This window comes from Parapedobacter tibetensis (genome assembly GCF_024704835.1).
Classification (GTDB): Bacteria; Bacteroidota; Bacteroidia; order Sphingobacteriales; family Sphingobacteriaceae; genus Parapedobacter; species Parapedobacter tibetensis.
The window spans coordinates 1-19,559 of sequence record NZ_JAMXBE010000010.1 but is presented as its reverse complement, the minus strand read 5'-3'; the positions used below and the strand labels follow the sequence as shown (position 1 = coordinate 19,559).

At 41.4% G+C, this 19,559-nt stretch carries 15 protein-coding genes; 5 read left to right on the top strand and 10 right to left on the bottom strand.

Annotated features, from left to right (window positions below; all coding sequences use genetic code 11):
* Window positions 1–9: 9 nt before the first annotated feature.
* The gene (locus NF543_RS15990) at window positions 10–1,641 is read right to left on the bottom strand and encodes a TlpA disulfide reductase family protein (protein ID WP_257669180.1); all 1,632 of its coding nucleotides are present in this window, start codon (window positions 1,639–1,641) and stop codon (window positions 10–12) included.
* 516 nt (window positions 1,642–2,157) lie between these two features.
* Here NF543_RS15990 and NF543_RS15985 point away from each other — a divergent pair.
* The 3 genes from NF543_RS15985 (at window position 2,158) to NF543_RS15975 (ending at window position 4,403) form a co-directional block, all read left to right on the top strand.
* Window positions 2,158–2,526: a helix-turn-helix transcriptional regulator gene (locus tag NF543_RS15985; protein WP_257669179.1), complete on the top strand. Its 369-nt coding sequence runs from the start codon at window positions 2,158–2,160 to the stop codon at window positions 2,524–2,526.
* A 282-nt stretch (window positions 2,527–2,808) separates the two neighbouring features.
* Window positions 2,809–3,615 carry a type IV toxin-antitoxin system AbiEi family antitoxin domain-containing protein gene (locus tag NF543_RS15980; RefSeq protein ID WP_257669178.1) on the top strand — a complete coding sequence of 269 codons (807 nt, stop codon included), beginning with the start codon at window positions 2,809–2,811 and terminating at the stop codon, window positions 3,613–3,615.
* Window positions 3,612–4,403: a nucleotidyl transferase AbiEii/AbiGii toxin family protein gene (locus tag NF543_RS15975; protein ID WP_257669177.1), complete on the top strand. Its 792-nt coding sequence runs from the start codon at window positions 3,612–3,614 to the stop codon at window positions 4,401–4,403. Before NF543_RS15980 ends, NF543_RS15975 begins: the two co-directional genes overlap by 4 nt.
* Before the next feature lie 417 nt (window positions 4,404–4,820).
* On the opposite strand, the gene drt3b is transcribed toward NF543_RS15975, so the two are convergent.
* From drt3b to NF543_RS15960, 3 genes are all read right to left on the bottom strand, one after another.
* Window positions 4,821–7,004: an antiviral reverse transcriptase Drt3b gene (gene drt3b / locus NF543_RS15970; RefSeq protein WP_257669176.1), complete on the bottom strand. Its 2,184-nt coding sequence runs from the start codon at window positions 7,002–7,004 to the stop codon at window positions 4,821–4,823.
* A complete protein-coding gene (drt3a, locus tag NF543_RS15965) occupies window positions 7,001–8,512 on the bottom strand; it encodes an antiviral reverse transcriptase Drt3a (RefSeq protein ID WP_257669175.1) in 1,512 nt (503 codons plus the stop codon). Before drt3a ends, drt3b begins: the two co-directional genes overlap by 4 nt.
* Window positions 8,513–8,811: 299 nt before the next feature.
* A complete protein-coding gene (locus NF543_RS15960) occupies window positions 8,812–9,345 on the bottom strand; it encodes a hypothetical protein (protein WP_257669174.1) in 534 nt (177 codons plus the stop codon).
* A gap of 282 nt (window positions 9,346–9,627) precedes the next feature.
* Between NF543_RS15960 and NF543_RS15955 the strand changes: the two genes are divergently transcribed.
* Window positions 9,628–9,930: an antibiotic biosynthesis monooxygenase family protein gene (locus NF543_RS15955; RefSeq protein ID WP_257669173.1), complete on the top strand. Its 303-nt coding sequence runs from the start codon at window positions 9,628–9,630 to the stop codon at window positions 9,928–9,930.
* A 110-nt stretch (window positions 9,931–10,040) separates the two neighbouring features.
* Window positions 10,041–10,880 carry a DUF3800 domain-containing protein gene (locus NF543_RS15950; protein ID WP_257669172.1) on the top strand — a complete coding sequence of 280 codons (840 nt, stop codon included), beginning with the start codon at window positions 10,041–10,043 and terminating at the stop codon, window positions 10,878–10,880.
* A gap of 348 nt (window positions 10,881–11,228) precedes the next feature.
* Here NF543_RS15950 and NF543_RS15945 read toward each other — a convergent pair whose 3' ends face one another.
* The 6 genes from NF543_RS15945 to NF543_RS15920 all read right to left on the bottom strand — a co-directional run bounded on the left by NF543_RS15945 (window position 11,229) and on the right by NF543_RS15920 (window position 18,864).
* Window positions 11,229–11,663, bottom strand: coding sequence for a hypothetical protein (locus tag NF543_RS15945; RefSeq protein ID WP_257669171.1), 435 nt, complete (start codon window positions 11,661–11,663; stop codon window positions 11,229–11,231).
* A gap of 160 nt (window positions 11,664–11,823) precedes the next feature.
* Entirely contained in the window at window positions 11,824–12,207 is a 384-nt protein-coding gene (locus NF543_RS15940) for a hypothetical protein (protein ID WP_257669170.1), read from the bottom strand.
* A 973-nt stretch (window positions 12,208–13,180) separates the two neighbouring features.
* Window positions 13,181–13,735 carry a hypothetical protein gene (locus NF543_RS15935; protein WP_257669169.1) on the bottom strand — a complete coding sequence of 185 codons (555 nt, stop codon included), beginning with the start codon at window positions 13,733–13,735 and terminating at the stop codon, window positions 13,181–13,183.
* Window positions 13,736–13,750: 15 nt separating this feature from the next.
* The gene (locus NF543_RS15930) at window positions 13,751–15,460 is read right to left on the bottom strand and encodes a hypothetical protein (protein ID WP_257669168.1); all 1,710 of its coding nucleotides are present in this window, start codon (window positions 15,458–15,460) and stop codon (window positions 13,751–13,753) included.
* 195 nt (window positions 15,461–15,655) lie between these two features.
* On the bottom strand, window positions 15,656–16,882 hold the full coding sequence (locus tag NF543_RS15925) for an O-antigen ligase family protein (protein WP_257669167.1): 1,227 nt from the start codon (window positions 16,880–16,882) through the stop codon (window positions 15,656–15,658).
* Window positions 16,873–18,864, bottom strand: coding sequence for a discoidin domain-containing protein (locus NF543_RS15920; protein WP_257669166.1), 1,992 nt, complete (start codon window positions 18,862–18,864; stop codon window positions 16,873–16,875). The genes NF543_RS15925 and NF543_RS15920 overlap by 10 nt, the downstream gene beginning before the upstream one ends.
* Window positions 18,865–19,559: the final 695 nt, after the last annotated feature.

Below are 19,559 nucleotides of genomic sequence, written 5' to 3'. Positions count from 1 at the left end.
TCAAGTGGTTTAGTTGTTCGAAATAGGTTGTTCTGGCTGGTTTTCCATATGGACAGGTTGTCCCTGAATGACCTTAGCGATGTTTTCTGCTGTGATGGCCTCATACTGCGGGATGGCGTAGAGCTTTCCATCGGTTATCCACACCGTGCCGAAGGCCGTCAGGTATCGGGAAAAAACATCACTGTGCAATGCAGGGTCATTCACCACGGAATAGCGCGTCCAATGATGCCGGTCTATAAATTCCAAAGCCCGGCGTTCACTGTCAAAAGCCTGCACGGGTATGACCGCCAGTTCGGCTTGGAATGCCGAGTCCCTAATAGCATCCAGCTTATTGAGCGATTGCAGACACGGCTTGCACCACGTGGCCCAAAAATCCAGTATAATCAGTTTACTATTCCGATAGTCATTCAGCGTAATCGTTTCCTTTCCATCCGGATGGTTTATCACCTGCAATGGCAGACGCCATAGCGCCTCGGGGATGGTGTCACCTATCTGCAATGGCGTAATACTGTCTACTTCCATTGCGCGTTGCGTGCTCGGTTGTGCACACAGGCCACTGAACAAGGCTAACAAGAAAAACAAGGTCATCCCCAAAGCGAGGCCCAGCCCGCTGCGGGCTGGTGCCTTCGCATGGGTACAAACACATGATTCTTCGGAATCTCTTTTGGCCGGCAGCCAACGTGGCATACCCTTCTCAGCTCCGGAACCATCCGGCATACGGCTTTGCCGCTCGGACGGGGCTTCTACGGCACTCCAACGGGACACCTTCGGGTCTCGTTCCGCTTTCGGCCGAACAAGCCCCGTCAAAAACCCGTTCAGCACCGCACTTATATCCGAAGCCATCTCCAAGCCGGTCTGAAGACAACCCCAAGCGGTTGACGGGCGCGCCACGTTCCACCCCATTCCATGCCCCTCCGTATGCGCCTTTCTCCCGCTATATAGCCGCTTACTCTTCGCTAAAGTGCCGCTTTTGGGCCTTTTTACCGAAGTATATGCGGGACATATGCGGATAAGGACCGAAGGAAGGGTAAGGGAAGGTGGACGGGAACATGCTTCCATATGCAGTTTATCCCCAAGCGCACCAGTGCCCAAAATGCTCCGCATCATGGTCGGGTCTTCGTGCAGTATACCGGCTGTCTCGCCCGGGGTTCGCTGCTTAAAAACAGCACTGTGACCCCTAGCCGACAGCTCGCGCATCGCCAGCGAGACCGCAGCAGTCTGGGAGCCATCTCGAACCCGTCGCCTAACCTTGTCCGCTTCCGCTCCGTTTATGCTCCGCTGGTTGCCATTACCTAAGCAATACCCGCTGCGCACCTGCGCCGCTCCCGCTTCGGTGGTTTTCCGCTCATTGTTCGCTCGTTCTCCGCTGCTTCTACGCTTGAGCAGCGGAGGAACAGCGGAGAAGCACCGAAGGAGCAGCGGAGAACAAGCGGAGAAAACACGTTTTAAGTACGGGGCTGTTAAGGCTCGGGTATCCAGCAGCAGCGAAGAACCATCGGAGGATGACCGAAGATGTAACGGAGGTTGCTCGGCTGTTTTGGATGATTTTAGAATGATTGGCTTTCGTTTATATTTCTTGGTTAAGGCCAATAGCCTTAGCAAAGGCCATAGCCCGGCCATTAAGCGTATTTTTTGCTTCATCGTATTGTTTGATTTTAGGTGTAAGAAATCGTTAATTCATTCAGATTAATCACCTAAATCAAACCGGCACTTTTATAACATTTTTAAAGAGATTTTTAGTGGAGATACTCCACGCCTTTGAACATACCGCTCTCCCCTCTCCTATTGGATCGGAAAAACTGGCAAGCTGTAAAAATAAAAAACTCGTTTTCATAATGGTTAGTTTGAAAACGAGTCCCGTTTATGATAGAGCACGAAAACTATAGCGGGCTCTATCTGCGTGTCGCAAGGTCCGACCCCTCCAATACGTCTTACGATAGAGCCCATGGCGCTATAGTCGTACAAAAGTACGCAAAATTCGCCACGGGCATTAATCTACCGTCTCGATTGGATTTAAATGTCGGATTTGCGACCGAGACTCTTTGTTTAACACCTCTCCCCTAAGGGACATCTATTAACTGATGCAAATATAATAAAAATCATATTCAATACAAATATGTATCGAATAAAAATATTGTTTATCGAAACCTTTACCACATGTCACAAAAGAATACGCCTATACATATCAAAATTATTAGTGTTCACGTAGGCTGCATGCTTCGGCTTGAAAGATTAAAAAGAAAGTTTTCCCAGCATCAAGTTGGTCTAAAGAGCGGAACTGACAGCATATCTGTGGGAAGAATTGAAAGAGCAGAGTATAATACTGCTTGGTATAAAATAATGCTGATATGCGATGTTTTAGGTGTAGAATTTGAAAAACTATTCGTTTTGAAGTCTAAAGAAGAGCTACTTTGCATTGTAGATGAATGTTATTCACTTGAAACGAAACTAACTCAAGAAAAAAAGAAATATTACTCAAACTTAAAAGACAAAATCGAGGAATTTTTTTTACGAAAATCCTTTTAGTCACTAATGAGTATCATAGAATACCTTCTTTATTTGATGCCTGAACCTCCGACACAACGATTTTAATGCGTTTTCAAAAACTACTGCGGGAGTTGTTGAGGAAGATTGGGGTTTGAGTGATGAGGTGATCCGCAGTTCGACCGCTAAACTACTTTAGTTTTTGTTTGCGAAACACTACGAAAATCGTAGTGTTTCGCAAACAAAAACTACAATAAACTTTGATATACCAAACCTAAAACATACATTTGCTTAACCTTAAAAAACGCAAAGACAAATACGCCAATGCCCGCATTGATTCAGCATATCAGCACGTTAGAAGATTTTGTGGATGACCTGCGTTCACAAGGTAGACATGCCTTTTCGCTGGAAGAGACCAAAGCACATTTCGAATTGACTGGAAAAGCGCTTCTGCAAGCGCTTTTCCGACTAAAGCAGAAGAACCGTATTGTACAGATCCGTAAAGGATATTATGTAATTATATCCCCAGAGTATGCTCGGCAAGGCATGATTCCTCCAGCGTTGTTTATCGACGACATGATGGTAGCACTTGAAAGATCCTATTATGTAGGGTTGCTTTCTGCGTCCGCCCTACATGGTGCAAGCCACCAACAGCCGATGGAATATTTCGTCGTCATTGAGCGGCCACCATTAAGGGCTGTCGAAAACAATGGCTTGAAAATAAATTTCTACGTCAAAAAGGAATGGGACGAAACTGACATTGTCCAAATCAAAACGGATGCGGGCTATATCAATGTATCAACACCGGAACTGACCGCACTGGATTTGTTGTATTATTTGGAAAGCACCGGATTGAATCGAAGCTACACTATTATAATAGAACTGGTCGAAAAGTTCAAGATAAACAGCCTTTTGCAAACGGCTAAGCGCTACCCGCAAATAGCAGCAATACAGCGATTAGGCTTTCTACTGGACAAACTCGGAGAGGAGAAATTGGCAGAAGCGCTATACCGAGTTTTGGAGGGACAACGGTATTACCTGACCCCTCTATCCCCCAATAAGGGCAAAGAAGGCGATTCGGATAACCGCTGGAAAATCATCGTGAACACGGAACTGGAGGCAGATTTATGATCCCACGCCGGTATATCGAAGAATGGAAAAACCATGCGCCATGGCCTGACAACGCACAGGTGGAGCAAGACCTTGTCATCGAGCGTGCATTGGTGGAATTGTTCACCGATGAAATGTTGCATGAGCATCTCGCCTTCCGGGGAGGAACGGCGCTACACAAGCTCTACCTGTCACCCCAAATCAGATATTCCGAGGACATTGATCTGGTACAAGTGAAGGAAGGTGCCATTGGCCCCATACTGAAACGCATCCGTGACCGGTTGAAGTTCCTTGGGTTGAAACGTACCGTGATGCCACGTGCGCATAACAACACCATTATTTACCGGTTCGATTCGGAGATTGCGCCGGTGATTAATATGCGGTTAAAAATCGAAATCAATTGCAAAGAACATTTCAGCGTATTCGGATTTGAGAATTATCCCTTTGTAGTGAACAATGGTTGGTTCACGGGTGAATGCACCTTACACACGTACCTTCCGGAAGAATTATTGAGCACCAAGCTTCGTGCGCTGTACCAGCGTCGCAAAGGACGCGATCTCTTTGACTTGTATTGGGCTTTGGAAAACATGAAGCTGGATACAGGCAAAATAATCGAATGCTATAAAGCATATATGGACTTCTCGGTAGCCCAGCCGCCGACGCAAAAAATGTTCATACTCAACATGGAAGAAAAAATGAAAGATCCTGAGTTCACAAAGGACATCAGCTTTATACTACGCCCCGGCGTGGAATACGATAACGAGAAGGCTTACGAATTGGTAAAATCGGAATTGTTGGAGAGGATTTAGCAGAGGTGGCTGAATAAAGCTAAACAACCATGTTGGTTACATGCGGTAGATGTTTAGATAAAGCCGCATCTGGCATGATGATAAGGCGACAATAAAGCAGTCAAAAGTGCCGTAACTACCAGTACGGCTGCCCTGACTGGTCTAAAATCGACTTGCAGAACAATGGGGCGGGGCAACATTACAATGTGATCTCTGAATCTATTGTAAACAAAAAGAGACGAGTTCTCTAAGCTCGTCTCATAAAAACAATAATTGCTTTTTGGGAGATTGTGTGTGTTGGTTACCTATCCATCACTAATTTTCACTTAAAAAGCCACTCAAAATTTCAATGAAGAAATTGAGAAAAGCCGTCCACATCAAAATTAGAAACTCTACCAATAATTTTAAGGCTTTTAGATTTCTCCATGAATCTTTATGTTAGTAAACTTCGTGCCCTCTTTTAGTATTAAGCTCTTTTCCAAAGTTAGGATTTCTCCAATCAAAAAAATACATTTTTTTAAAATTTGAAATCGAAGATATGAAATTATTCTTGTCAGCACTAGATATATTGTTCGCAAAAAAACGTATGGAATCCAAAACTTTGGTTTTAAACTCATTAAGATTATTCTTGTTATAGCCAAAATACGGGTTTGTTAAAGTTTCAAATAAGAGGAAGATATGTTCTGTCTCCTTTGGGTTGAAATGCTTCAATCTATATAGAATTTTGCCCTGCAATATTTCAATAAGACTTTTATAAGTTGAGTCGCCCTTTAGAAATGTTAGCAAGAAGGTGATAGTAAAATAATTTGTACTTTTTTCTGGTTGATCTAATAAAAAGTGTTTGTTTAATATATCGTTACTGACACTATACTCTTTACCGAGATTTTCAATGACTGGTAATAAATATAATGTTTCGATCTCAGAGTATTCATTAATGACCTTCTTGCCTAATATTGTGGCTATTCCATCATATATTCGTTTAAAAATATCATGTTTAGTGTCAAAATCAAACGTTAGAAGAATATTACTGTCTTTAATTATTACACCATTCATTTTCAGCATATTGACTGTTTTTTCAGCATTTTTTATGAAAGAAATGATAGTAATTAAAACCTGACATAGCTTTATTGAATAGGAGACTCTAGGCAAAACGGTATAAATAAAAAATGAAAGCTCAATGATTTCCATTATCTTATTCACCAAGCTTTTATGCTTTTTTTTTAAATCCGACGAAACTTCTGCAAACCTTAGGTTGAGATCCTCCGATGACGGAGCTGTTCTTAAATCTTTATAGATTTTTATCAATGCATTTTGCTCTTTAGATATTTCTTTAAAGAGCTTAGTCAAATTTCTGTATATGCTCGCTAAAAAATAGTTTTGTAAATCCTTATAACTAGTTTGGGTGCTTTTTAGAATACGTTTATAGTTTGTTATAATGTCCTTCGCAAGATAATACCTTATTCCTTCTGGTTTATTCTCGTTAAATTTGAAGATGATAGAATTATTCAGGAGCTTTTTTATTTCCTCCTTAGCAATAGATATTTCCGTGATAATGGGTTTGGAATATTCTTTTGTTTTCGATTCGTTAAAATATAGATTGTATTCTTGAAGCTCCTTCTTGAAAGTAGAGATTATAAGCTCTTTAACATCTTGATCGTTGTAATAAATAAAATAGTCATCAACATATCTTGCAATTTCATAATCAAGGTTATTCTTTTTATCTCTTTTATCAAGTGTGTTCTCTACATTATGATCTACTTTTTGCAGGATGATTTCTGCAAAAATTCTTGAATATTCTGGCCCGATTACAATGCCATTTGTTTCATTGTAATTATGCCTTTGCATTAGTGTATCAAAGTCATGTCCAAAGGTCGCCTTGCAGTTCAGATTGTCTTTTGAAGCTTTTTTATTAATTGTGGCCCATATAATCGAGTGAGTATAAATACTGTCGAAGCATCTCGAAATATCAAATTTCAAGAGGAAATTGAATTTTTTTTCAGCTCTTTGAAAGTCGTAAGATTCATAATACTTATAAATATTGCTATATTTTTCATAAGAGAAGTATGTTTTTAAGCTTCTGTATTCCTTTTTATCTAGCTCAATGAATTCTTCTGCTTTTGCCTTTTGAGATTTAAGTGTGTTTTTAAAGAATCGTAATGAGGCGATTCTATGTGGTTTTCGGAGGGAAAATTTAGATCGAGAAGTATAGTAAAGCATTGTAGAATTATGCTTTTTATAAAAATCAATTATCTCAAGTTGACTAAAGGGATGGATGACAAATAATCTCCTATAATCATTATCTTTATGCGAGATCTTAAAATCAAAAGGAATAGTTTGATTATGTTTGTTTGGTATCTTAAAATAGTCATACTTTTCATTTGAATCAGTTCGGACAAAATTACTATTTCTAAAATCTAACCCAAACAGTAGTATAATGATGTTTCTGATTTCATCAGATAAACCTTTTTTTATTTTAAGTTTATTATTTTCAATATGAATGTTGAATTGAACAATGAAATCATAAAATTTTCTATTACTGAAGAATGGAGGTACTTCATATGGTAATATATCAGACAATACTACTCTAGCATCTTTGTAGCCAATTGATTTCTTGTATCTCATTTTTTCCAGATAGATGTGATTTCTCTTATACCAAATTTCAGAACGCCATTATTTTCTAAATTAATTGAATTCGAATCAACGGCATTATAATTTTTATATTTCTTATTACTCAAACAATGTTTCATAAACTCCTTTTTACTATAATATTCAGCAAAGGATAGATTTTTCAATTTTAGTTTTTCATCAAAACTCAATCTGCTTCGTCCTGTGTAATAAACCAATGATCTGTCAAGTTTTTTCAGATTCAGATTTTCGGTAATAAATGGATAGGAATAATACAGCCCTACGAAAACATTTGATTTGTTGTTACTTAATTGAGTGTTTGTCATTAAATATATTAATCGACTCCTTAATAATTCGAATGCATATTTAGGGTTGTGTTTCTTTTTTCTTATAAAATACTCAAACGACAATTTGATTTTAGTTTTATAGTCTTTTACCTTTTTGTCTGATATGTCAACTGCGATTTCGTAAGATAGTTTTGTCGTGCCATCCCTTATTATTTTGGTTTCTTTTAATCCAATGAAATAACCTAGATATTGAATTCCTTTGTCGTATTTGATATCTTTTATGGAATAGGATGCTGAGTTAAATTCATTCTTTATTATAACAATCTCCTTGGAATCAGATTGCAAGTCAAAATCATTAGTTTTCTCCTCATTTATTACTAATGCCCCATTAGATTCTATTTGGATGATATTTTTAATTTCATTTATGTAATCTTCTGCGGTATATAGATTCTTTTGGGAAGGAACAAATATTACGATAATATCATCAACATACCGTGCAAAATAAACTAAGTCTTCAATCTTATTAATCTGCTTATCTATTTGCCGCATGTAGATCTCAGACAGATAAGCACTAATGCCAATGCCTCTAGGTAAACCTTTTTTTACAGTATTCCCAGTTAAACTGTTGAAGCTCTCCAATATATTTAGGATGCATCTCTTTGTGTTTACTGTGACAAGATGGTCGTTGCTCAATTGATTGATGATATCTTCTTGAGGGATGCTTTCGTAGAAGTTTTTAATGTCAGTTCTAATGATAACTTTTGGGAATTTATCCGACACAAAATGGATAACAGACTTTAAAATATGATATCTCGAAAGTTGCTTGATTTTATAGGTATCTCGGAGGTTTTTCTGAATTATTTTAGAATAAAAAAAGCTTTCAACTGTAGGGCTTAAGGTATAACAACTCTTGGAGTCAATTAGCTTATGAATAACTTCTGGATTATAGCCTTTTAAATGATTAGAAATATTCTCAAAAATATCTGTTAATATTTCTTTTCGAGTTTCCGTTTGATTGTTTAGGTCGTCAATTAGTGATTTTCTAGTTTCAAGATCATGGGTAAACTTGATTTGCTTTCTTATACTCTTTAAGTCAGCAGTAAGCGCGATACTTTCACGGAAAGCACCTTCAAACATGCGCTCAATATTTACTCCTCTCTTATTTTCAGCATCAAAGATTTCTTCTATGTTTTTCCGTGAAAATGATTGGTCTATCATATTGAAATTATTTACTCAATAGTTTGCCTATTTAAAAAGGATAATTTAATACTTCCTCTACTGTCATCTCTTCCTCTTTCAGTACATATTGCTAAATGTTTCTATCACTTTCGAGCTTAAATATGAATTCATATCTATATAAAAAATAAAAAGAGTGGATGATGAGGTCTTTATATTAACATTCCAGACATAAAATAAATTGCATTTCTTAAATTCTCTTAAGTTTCCACCCATGTTCGTATGGTCGTAATCGGGGAAGAATTGGCCCAATACCCAATCGGCGGTGTGGAGGATGTTCATTAACTTATTAAGTGTTTTATCGTCCTCGTTTTCTTTGTTTGTATCGAGGGGCCACTTACATTATTCCGTGACACGCAATTTGGATTGGCCCAGAGAGAGACTCGAACTCTCATTGTCATAATTATTCTCACTATTATAAGGTCATACTCATCCCGTCCTATTGAAAACCTAGATATACAACCGCCTCCGGCTTTCCAATTTCCCAAAACTAACCCTACGAAAACCCATTCCCTTACGGTTTCCCATAAACTGGTGAATGGGGTATATAATTGCGTCAACCACTTCCATAATGGCTTACACACCTTACACGCTCCATATCCATTCTTCGCAGCTTCCTTCTTGGTGGTCTTAATCTGGCTTTTGGCCAAATACCGGCACCCTGCCTGGTGATACTTCTCCCCTGTTTTGGTAATATATACCGTGGCGTCCTTTTGCTCGGTAGTGGTATAGGCCACTTCCCTACCCTGCACATTCGAAGCCGCAGGCAGTAGGAACCCCAATACGAGGAAAAGGTAGACGATACGCTTACGCATGATGGTTTGTGTTGGTCGTTTTATTGATAGTTAATGGTTAGTGAATTGGGCTGATTATATGTTGTTGTTGTCTCATTAAATGTATTTCTTAGGCCTATTGGCTTATATGGTCGTTATAACATGCAAGGTAAAACATCCGATTGACAATTACAAATTTTGATTAGCCAAAGGTAACGGAAGGAATGGTGAGGACATTACGGGAAACCGGAAGGTGATACCTAATCACCGGCCAAACTTGCGTAGCTAGCATAATTGGCTAAATTTGGCAACAAACAAAGATTGATGATTCACGAAGTAGCGATATTGAATGTGAAGATGGGACTTGAAGATAAGTTTGAACAGGATTTTGTCCTGGCCAGCCGATTCATAAGTGCCATTGTCGGATATAAAGGCCACACGTTGCGAAAATGCATGGAAGAACCGGGCAAATATATCCTATTGGTGGATTGGGAAACCTTGACGGATCATACCGTGGGTTTCCGTTCATCACCTGAATACCTAGAATGGAAAAGCCTGCTGCATCATTACTACGACCCATTCCCAACGATAGAGCACTACGAGACCGTGTTTGCCAAGAGAAACTAACCACCCCCTAACACACTTCAAAAACTAAGCTAACAACTATTCCATATCTAAATCTTATTTACTACATTTGTTAGCAACTAAGTTTTGCCAATAACATTGACCTTCGACTTATGGCCTATTTTATGTTCATCGATGAAAGTGGGCAGGATCATCACGATTCTCCTTACGAGGTTTTAGCCGGTATTGCCATCCTTGACGACGATTTGTGGACGATGATTAAAGCCGTTCATGATTTAGAGATGAAGTGTTTCGGTCGTAAATACCGTGATACGCGGAACGAAATTAAGGCAAAGAAGTTTTTGAAACGCAAGACATTCCGTTTGGCTAACCAAATGTCAACGATTCCGTTAGAAAGCCGAACGATGTTGGCAAAATCGGCATTGGATAACGGAGAACAGGTTACCAAAGAAAGCCTAACCGCACTGGCTCAGGCCAAGCTGGACTACGTGACTCAACTCCTTGAACTATGTCACCAATTCCGTTGTAAGGTTTTCGCCTCTATCGTACATGACCATACTACGTTACCAGACGAAGATCATATGCTGCGTAAGGACTATGTGTATTTATTTGAACGGTTTTATTATTTTCTGGAAGATAAACACGATGAACATCAGGGAATCGTAGTGTTCGACGAACTGGATAAATCTGCAAGCCATTTGGTGCTCGATCAGATGGAAAAATACTTCAAACGTACTCGAAAGGGACGGACCCGGTCTAGCTTAATCATCCCCGAACCGTTCTTTGTACATAGCGACCTGACAACCGGAATCCAAATCGTGGATTTCATGGCTTACATTCTCTCTTGGAATTTCCGATCTGGCAAATTAGACAAGACATGCCGACGCGAACTCGACTCGTTCCTGAATATTATCAAACCCTTACGCTATCGTACATTCCGGGAAATCAATGACGGTGAAGAATACGAAATATGGAGTATATCGGTTGTATAAATAAAAAAGGCAATGCCACTGCTGGCAAAGCCTCCGGTACAAAGATAAGAAATAAGTTTGTTTAAATAAAAATAATTTCTTCTCCTAAGGCTTTGATAGTGGGTGGATGCTAGGTTAATATGCGTGTGATGAATTGTGCTCCGTCCAACCTGGAGCGTATGCTAAAAGGGGATTCACGAATCCGTGAAATCCGCTCACGAATCCATAGAAAACATTCCCTAATCCGAAATCGCCGGATTTTTGGCATGGTGTTTATCGCATCGGCCGCTTTCCGCCAATGGGGGGACTTGCCGTGGAATAACAGCGTGAATCGTTTCAGGATACCCATTGGTATACATATTCAAACGTTTAAAAGAACCATCTCCTTGCACCTTTATTCATTACACTCACTGATTCAATTTTTTTATCGTTAAAAAGCACTGGCAGAAAAAATTGCCCTTCATATTCTATAATATAAATATCCGCCGGACGTTCCGTCAGGATATTTTTATTTTCTGCATCCATATGCGCATATTCAAGGATGGTTAGTTCTTCAATATTAACATCTTTCAACCTTTTATGCAAATCCTCCAGTTGCAATTCCAAGATCCTTACCCTTTCTTGTTCTTGAAGAGTCTGTCCCGGCACGGGGAAGAATTCCGCTATAATGTCCGCAGTCGCTTTTTCCGCGCGCTGCACTTCTAACAAAAATTCCCTGATAATACCTGCCCTGTTTTGAAAGGATTGAGCCGAAGTGCAGCTAGCTAATATTATAAAATAGGTGAATAAAATTAACACTTTCATAACAGTCAACTTGCTAAGATATGTATGTTTATAAAATCTAAAATATTGCCGTTTCAAAATCCTGTACATATCCCCCAGAATTATACACGTTTGCACACGACAAAGGATGTCAACGACTTCCTTTACTAAATAGCGGCTGCCGATCGTTGAATTTTTCGAATTAATCTCCTTTTTTATCCATTATTAGGAGAACAAGCCATATTGTGATAAACACAACAATACTCAGCCATAGAATGGGATAAAATACCACCGCTATGATGGCAATCCATACATACGATACAACGAGCAGTGGAGGGAAATATGCTAAAAATGTATCAAAGTACTTGGGGGAGCACTGAAGAAATAACAGCGCTATTACACCTAAATGAGCGATAATAAGCAAAAAGAATTGTAAATGGAATATCGCGCTATTATTGGGATTGGGAAAGCTCCTGATGATACCGATTTCTATGGAAAGGATATAAACCGAAAACTCAGGCGAAAACCCCAATAAGAAGCTACTCACCACCAACAGTACGGTTAGAATACACTTTTTCTTTGCCATTTTTCAATTCTTTCCGTTAATAGCGGGGCCCCTTACGAGCTGGGGCATCGCCTCCGCCTGTATCTGATCCCGGTAAATTTCTCAACGTTTGACCTAAGTCTGCCGGAGTATTTGTGAATTTCCCTGCCGGGGTATTAGGAATATTGGCGTTGACAGAGTGATTTGAAACACCAATTTTATAGCCTCTTAAATCGTTTTATTAACGGTCGTACTATTTAGGATTCATAGTCCTTTTTAGGGAATCAAGTCGGTTCCTAAGTATGGGATCTTCTATTTCATTTATGAAACCGGCGCCGTTAGGAAGATAAACATCCAAGCTTACACGTTGTTTTTGACCCGATAACATCAATCAAATCCGTTGACAGTTTCCCTACGCTTGGGGTTACAAAAACGAAATTGTATTGGCCTGGTTCCAGTTTGACTTCGTACAGCCCATGATCATCGGAAATTGTTTCCGTCTTCAGGCGCCCCGAATGATCATATACAAATACCAATGTACCCTTTGCAGCTACACCTCGCTGCATGTTCTTGCAACACCAAACGATTGTCATTCGGTCTTGCATATTCGTATCGGATTCATAACGCACCGTGAACTTTCCGCAATTGTCAATTCGGCCATCGCTACTTTTGTAAGCCGCTTTTTTTTACCGATGTACAAGAGATGAATAAAAGTAGAAGAAATGATAAAATTGAAATAATGCTAGCATCTGCCCGCATCACCTTTTTGTTGATCAATTGTTGAGTTCCCATTCCTGTCGATTCCATATTGTTCGGTCGCTATTGTATTTAAAATTCTATCTCTGTCTACTTGAATTTTGCTAAGGAAAGCAGCTTAGCCTGGCATCAATACCTGCCCGTTTACCATAGGCAGCTAACCTTTTTTCTACGAAAAGGGGAAATACCGAGATTAGCAAACAGATGGTGAACAGTAAATTTCTCCTTGCAACGGCGACATCTCTTACGTTCAAAATGGCTATTCAATTTTTAAATCATTTACTATTTTCCGCATATTATCGATTTTGACGTCGTCTGGAGAATTACTGATGTATGTTATTAAAAGTGCTATCTTTTTATCTGTGTTTTTATACAAAATAAAATTAGAGTTGGTCAGTTTATAATCTTTAATAAAAAAAATAATAGCTTTAGAGTTTTGGTTATTAATATGTTCCGTATATCTCTCGAAATTATTATGGGATACTGGGGTAAGAGTTTCAACATATCCCAAAACAGCTTTATCCCAATTAGCTACTAATTCTTTATTGAGCCGTGGGGTGATTTGAATTAAATCATCGCTTCCTTTTAGTTTATAAATTTTACTGTGTTCGCCTAATCCTAGTTCTACGGCAGTAAAGAACCCCCCTCTCGGGTTTTTAAATTTCTCTCTCTGATAAGCTTGGATATCAGGAATGGAGGAGGAGCTAATTTCCTCTAGCTGTTCGTTTTTTAAGTTAACCTCACTCAATGTTTTTTGCCCAAAACAAAAAAATATTGAAAGTATCAGACAAGTTGTTATCATTAAATTTTTCATACTATTCAAACTAAATTAAGGATTACATGGATTAAAAGATACAACTTTATTGCTTGTGTTTAATCTCAATTCTATGTTATTATTATTGGAATTTACACTCTGTCGCGTGAGATTGATAGAGTTACCATACATTTTGAGTAATGCATACTCTCCTGCTTCTTGAACCGATGCAGATGCATTTGAATTTAAATAGCTTTGACCGTGAGTTACCCAAGTATTTTCTGCAGATGTTGAATTAGCATAGAAATTAGCTTGGTCTATTTTATACTGAGCCGCATTTTTGATGGTAATAGTATATATATAACTACTGGTCACAATAACCGAACTGAAGTTCTTTGTATAAAAATTGATTTCGCTGGTTGTATGTAAAGACTGCATAAACGCTAGATCAATACCTGCCATCGCATCAGTAGGATTAGGTGCAGACCCTTGGGGATGGTTATGCATATGGCCTATCGAGTATCCATTTGATGGATTCCAAGTAAAGCTAGGAGCCCAAACTGATGTTCCTCCACTAATCGCAGGTCCTACATAAAATGTATTGTAATTATCCTTGCTAGTTACAAAAAACTTATATCCAATCTCCGTGCTACTATTTTTTATGTTGTTTATTCCGGTGCTCACGGCTGGCTTATTTTTAATTTGGTTAGCTTTCGTAACCGCATCACATGGATCGTTTTGGATGGAATCTGTTGAGCAATCTGAAAGCCCAGTATTCCCTCCAATACATCCGCAGTAACTCATATATGCGGAGCCATTCAAGTCCCCATTGCAATCGTAACCATGACCTGGATCTCCCGGCCCTTCTCCGCCGCATTCTGGCAGGTCCCAGTTGTAGGGGTCATCGCAGAACTCGGGTTCCTCTGGGTCGTCCACGTAATAGCAATCCTCCCAGCATTCTTCGTCGACGATCTCTTCATAACAAATATCATCTTGATCGGGGTCGTCTGGGTCTGGGTTTCCGACACAGACCTCGGCCCAAATCGGTTCGCATATCTCCACGCATTCCCAATCACCAGACATTGGTGTCATGGTATCCGCACTATCCGGCACCACGTCTTTGGCCTTCATTGATAGCTGCACGTTGGGTGTGCGCGTGATGTACCGTTTCACCGGTCTGCCGTCCACTACGCGTACAATGGCAGTGCGGTCGCCTTCCAGCGTGAGGTACTCGAGATATCCGGTAAAATCCTCATCGAGCCGGGTAAGATAATTGTGGCTAACATCGTATTTGTGTCTCTCAAGGTACGCCTTATCGGGATGATATCGGATCACCTTCTGCTGGAAGCTTTCCTTGCCCTGCTGCTTATAAATGACCAGTCGGTCAAATATGGTGCTTAGCATGGTTTGGTCCGGTATATAACCAAGGCTATCACGGGGTACGGCAATCAGCGACACCAAGCGCTTGGAGTACGAGATGGGCACTTCGAGGGCAAGGGTTCCTGCCACTTGTGATGTATAGGCCTTTTTCCATATGGAATAGATGTGCACGTTATCAGCTGAAAACCTATCGGGGCTTTTCGTGGCAAGGATTTGCATGCGCCCATCGGCCAGCCTCTTCTGCATTCTCACTTTAAGTTCCCGGTGGTAGTAGGCCCTGCCGGCCTTTGTGAAATCAGCAATTTCCTTGCTCCCTGCATCATCGATGTTTTCGGTGAATTCCTTCTGGCAAGAGAATATACTTACCAGAAAGGCAAGCAGCAGGAATTGGGTCTGTCTTTTCATAGCTAGGTTTTGTTAAGGTGATGTTTTTAGTGGTGTCGTTAAGGCTGTATAATCAATGAAAATTCGTTACGGTTACGTTACCGCTAAATACAGTAAAAGTATTTGGATTTCAAAATTAATTTCAACAAATATTCAATCGAGGACGGAGAAACCTGCATGGAATGTGTTTTTCGTACCATTGCATCACATGGCATCTTAATTTTTGATGCGGTTGGCCACTTCCTCCCTGATCCTGTCTACATGTAGCGACGGAACCTTAATGGGGAGTTCCAGAATCGAGACGCCCCATCTGGTTGCATCGCTGTCCCTACCGGTCCGATCATAGAAATCAAACAGGGCAAGGCGGCTTTCAAACCGGTTAGGCACCATATGAACGGCCTTAAGCAGTGCTTTTTCCGCTTCAGGAACCCGCCCCATTTCCATATAGCACTTGCCTAATGCTAGGTAAATGCGATGGTGCAGGCGATATTGCAGCGCCTCCTGCAAAATAGCCGCGGCCTTTTCATAGTGCCTGAGCGAAAAAAGTTGATAACCATAACTTTCGAGAAACGGGCCGTGGTTATGCAAGTTTGGGTAAGCCGTCTCAAACATGGCCAACCCCTCCTGGGCAATCCCAGCCCTCGAAAGGGCCAAGCCTTCTTTCCAATGCCTGTGGTCATCGGCGTGACGAACTTTATGGCCCACTGAATAATAAAGCAACAGGACCGCAATGGCAAGGCCAGCCGTGGCGGATAATACGGCACCTACTCTATCGGGCTTTGTGGCTTCCCGTACAATGACACCTATGCAGCATAGCGCCAGCAATTGGAAAAGCAATTTATCGTATACATGCGTGAAAAACGCTGCGATAAGGATGGCGATGAGTTGTACACATGCAATGTGGTATAGCGTACGTTTTCCTTGATGTTGCCGCCGGTATACGCGGACGATGCCATACAGGAGAACCCCTATCGCTACCGACATTGCCAATGCGCCCAATAAACCCCATTCGATTGCATATTGGTAATGGTCATTGAACGCATAGTATGTGTTGCCTGCAAGGAGGAGCTCTTTCTCCGTATATTCACCTTCGCTGAAATAGGCCGCCTGGTAGTGTAGGTATGTCGTCTTGAACTTGTCATGGCCTATCCCTTTCGGCCAATGTTCCTTTAATATGCTGGAGGAAACCTTGTAGATAAGCATACGCCCTTTGGATGAGTCCGTCTTAAAAGCCAATGCCAGTATGGAGGCCGCCGCCAGCAGCAGGCATGCCGCCCCGATGATTGCGAGCTTCTTTACACGGAATTTATTCAGTGCGAAGAGGAGAAAAACCATTGCCGTAGCATAGCCTAGCACAAACGCACGGCTGCCGAGATAGACGGCGGCCAGCAACGCAAATACAGCAACACCCATCGGTACCCAGGCCTCTCTCCTCACCACCATACCTGTCGATCGTTTTCGTAGGTGAAGATACGTTCTTCCTTGCCCCTCGTGAGGTTGTGGAGCAGGTAAAGCCCGTTAGCGGGTATTTGCCGGTAGTGGAGCTCCTGCTCCCGAGCCACTTGCTTACCCATGGATATCCACCGGCCCCCATCCCAATAGCACAGTTCATAAGTATCGCCTATGAGGATGAAATTCGTATCGCTTCTCGGCGCGAATTTGACCTTTGTCAGGTAATGGGGCTTTCCCAAATCCAATCCCACCCAACTGGGCTGCTCATCGTTATACGCTGAAAAGAAGGTTTCCAAGCTGCCGTCAAATGCAAGCTCATAAGGTGTTCCATAGGTTGGTGGCACCTCCGGATAACCCATAATACGTCCAGACAGTTTGGTGCCGTCCAATGCCCCGTTTGCCGAACCGTAAAATTGAAGTTCGGCCACATCCGTGCGGTATGACGGGCCAGAAAAGTACCTTACATATCGATACTTCCGGCTGTTGTTGATGGTGGCTTCTTCAACCCTATCCGGTGTTTGGGTAATGTTGAATAGGTTTATGGCATCACTGAAATCAGGGTTGTTTGCTGCCTGGAAATGCGCTTCTACCATTGTTTTTTGATAGTCCTCGATGGCAGGGAACCGGGGAAATTTCCTTTTTAAAACCATATCCTGTTTCTCGTGTCGGGATATGTGTAAATACCTTGTGTCCCCATTTTTGTTCAGCAAGAACGGATCGCTTGCGGGATAGTATGTTTTTCCATCGTAGTACATGGCTATATATACTACCCCTGCGCCCATGTCTTTGAACATAGCCTTTCCACCATTTATTTCGCCCCAGTGTTGAGCCTGCCAATTCTTATTGTCAAATGTGCAGATGACCGCGAACTTCTTGTTGCCTTCCTTAAAGGGGTAGGTGAGCGGTATGGCCAAATCATACACGTCGGTGTATTCGGCGGTAACGTCTATCCTGTCGCGTGCCAGCAACGCAGCAGGAATATCTTCTGCGGCATCCGGTGGCAGGTCTAGGTCTTGCAAGCGGAACGTATGCCGGTATACTTTGGCAATGGAATAATGCGGACGTTCAAATTGCCCGAATGGCCGCCCACCGACAGCATCAAACGCGAAATAGCTGCCATCTTCCTGTAGCAATGTATTCCAATAATGCCCCCCATTGCGGTTGCCCCAAAGCGGTATATGGTCCATCCCTACGGGTAGCCCGTTGGCCCTCATTACCATCGATGTATGGATGACAAGGTGTCGGCATGCACCGCGCTTGCCTATTTCCATTTTACTTGCGGGTATATCAAATGGGTATTTCCAGAAAGTCCTGTTCGAAAATATCTTACTTTTTAGATATGCTTGGATATTAGCCGTCAGTTGCAGCCTGTTTTGTGCCTCAGCGGTGTCGCGGAATGCTTGGAAATCCTCGTAAATCTTGGCATTCCATAGCTCAGGACGTTCATTACCAATTCTATGGGGAAGTATGTACTCGCAAAACTCCCCGAAGGACAACCGCTTGGCCCACGGCAATTCTTCTCTCAAGCGAAACGCTTGGTCAATGTGGGCAATGAAGTGATCAGCATTCAGGTACTCGTAGTCATGCCAAAGTTCGGCCACCGAGGAACTGGGGGTTCCATACAAGCCTTCGAGGGATGTCCATCGCCGTTCCACAAGTGGGGAGCCAATGGTCACGAGTACGTTTTCCCGGTCCAACGAATCCAGGTAATAAAATATGGAATCGAAATCCATCACGATGTCCCCGTCCCAAAAAGACTTGCCTTCCAGGTTACCTATTAAATAATAGGCCGCGTCTAACTTTTCCTTGTTGCCCTTTTGTTTATAATACGTAATGACTTTCTGGAGCTCCGGCCTATTATCATCCGAGAGTTGCAAAACTGCTTCCACCCGATCAGGTGTGCCCGATATGCAGGATTCCAATAAGAAAATCGCAGCTACCAATCTGTAGCCTGCTACCCGAGCTTTGCTCATTGTTGAAAGTATTTGAATTGTCTCATAATTATATTTGAATAACCACATACCGGCACTTGCTGTTAGTAGGTAGTGGTTAGAGATAGGGTTTCATTGCATCCGCATCCTCGAACTCGAGGGTGTTTCCTCACCATTGCAAGGATTCATACGGCATGGCAGTATTTAGTAATGTCTATCCGTGGATTGTGATGGGTTGTAAGCGGTTAATTAATCTGTTTGTTCATCCTTTTATCTGTGGGTATTGATTTAGTGTTGTTGGTTTGTAGGTGCAAGATAGGAAAGGGCTTTGGGATTTGCAAATTGGCTGTCAGCTTTTGGCTGCCAGTGGGTAGATCCTAGGTTAATATGCGTGTGATTAATTGCTTCGTCCAACCCGGAGCGTATGCTGTAAGGGGATTCACGAATCCGTGAAATCCGCTCACGAATCCAGAAAAACACTCACGAATCCATAGAAAACATTCCCTAATCCGGAATCGCCGGATTTTTGGCATAGGGGGACTTGCCGTGGAATAACAGCGTGAATCGTTTTGTGTCTTTACTGTTCATCGAGCTAAATTCAGGTCTCCCTTCTGGAGAAGGGAAGAAAAATATGTTTGAAAAATAAAGGCCATCCGAGGGGATGGCTTAATATCAAATTATGGCAACAAGGGTCACCGTTATTTCTTTTTCTTGAAGTGACGGGTATTTGAAATCAA